We start from the raw sequence: 542 nt of genomic DNA, 5'->3' as shown, positions 1-542 counted from the left end.
CTGGCGGGCTTTGTCGCCGACAGCGGACTGCGTCCGCGCTACCCGGCCGTAGAGGTTTACCGGGTGGAGGTCGCCGGCGCGACGTCGGGCATCGCGGTGGAGTCCGACGACGAGCTCGACACGGTGATCCGGCCGCCGCTCCAGGCGCCGACGACCAAGTCGGCCCCGGGGACGGGATAGTCGGGCACCCGGTTGTAGGTATGCCGTGCGTCGCCCGCGGCCCGGATGGCCGACGAATGTTGGTCCACCCGGCCGTAATCGGTCTCGCGGGCCACCGGGGTGTCGGTGATGGTCACCGAGGGCACCGGCAATCCGGCGCCGCGCGCGTCGGCGGTCATCAGCGCGGGGCCCAGCGGCGGCAGGCCCTGCAGCCGGCGCCGCTCGTCGAGGCGCAGCAGCGCCTCCGGTCCGCCGTCCACCCGGGGCAACCGGTCGACGTCCGCGAAGTACGGGGCGCCCGGATCACCGGCGACCTCCACCCGGTAAACCTCTACGGCCGGGTAGCGCGGACGCAGTCCGCTGTCGGCGACAAAGCCCGCCAG

General features: G+C 74.0%; 1 pseudogene. It reads right to left on the bottom strand.

Annotation, left to right across the window (positions count from 1 at the left end):
- Positions 1–65 precede the first annotated feature (65 nt).
- Positions 66–542 (bottom strand): annotated as a pseudogene (locus A5697_RS11350) (alpha-(1->3)-arabinofuranosyltransferase family protein); the annotation flags it as partial.

This window comes from Mycobacterium sp. E3251 (assembly GCF_001666835.1).
In the GTDB taxonomy this organism is placed as follows: Bacteria; Actinomycetota; Actinomycetes; order Mycobacteriales; family Mycobacteriaceae; genus Mycobacterium.
This window is presented reverse-complemented; position numbering and strand designations above follow the sequence as displayed.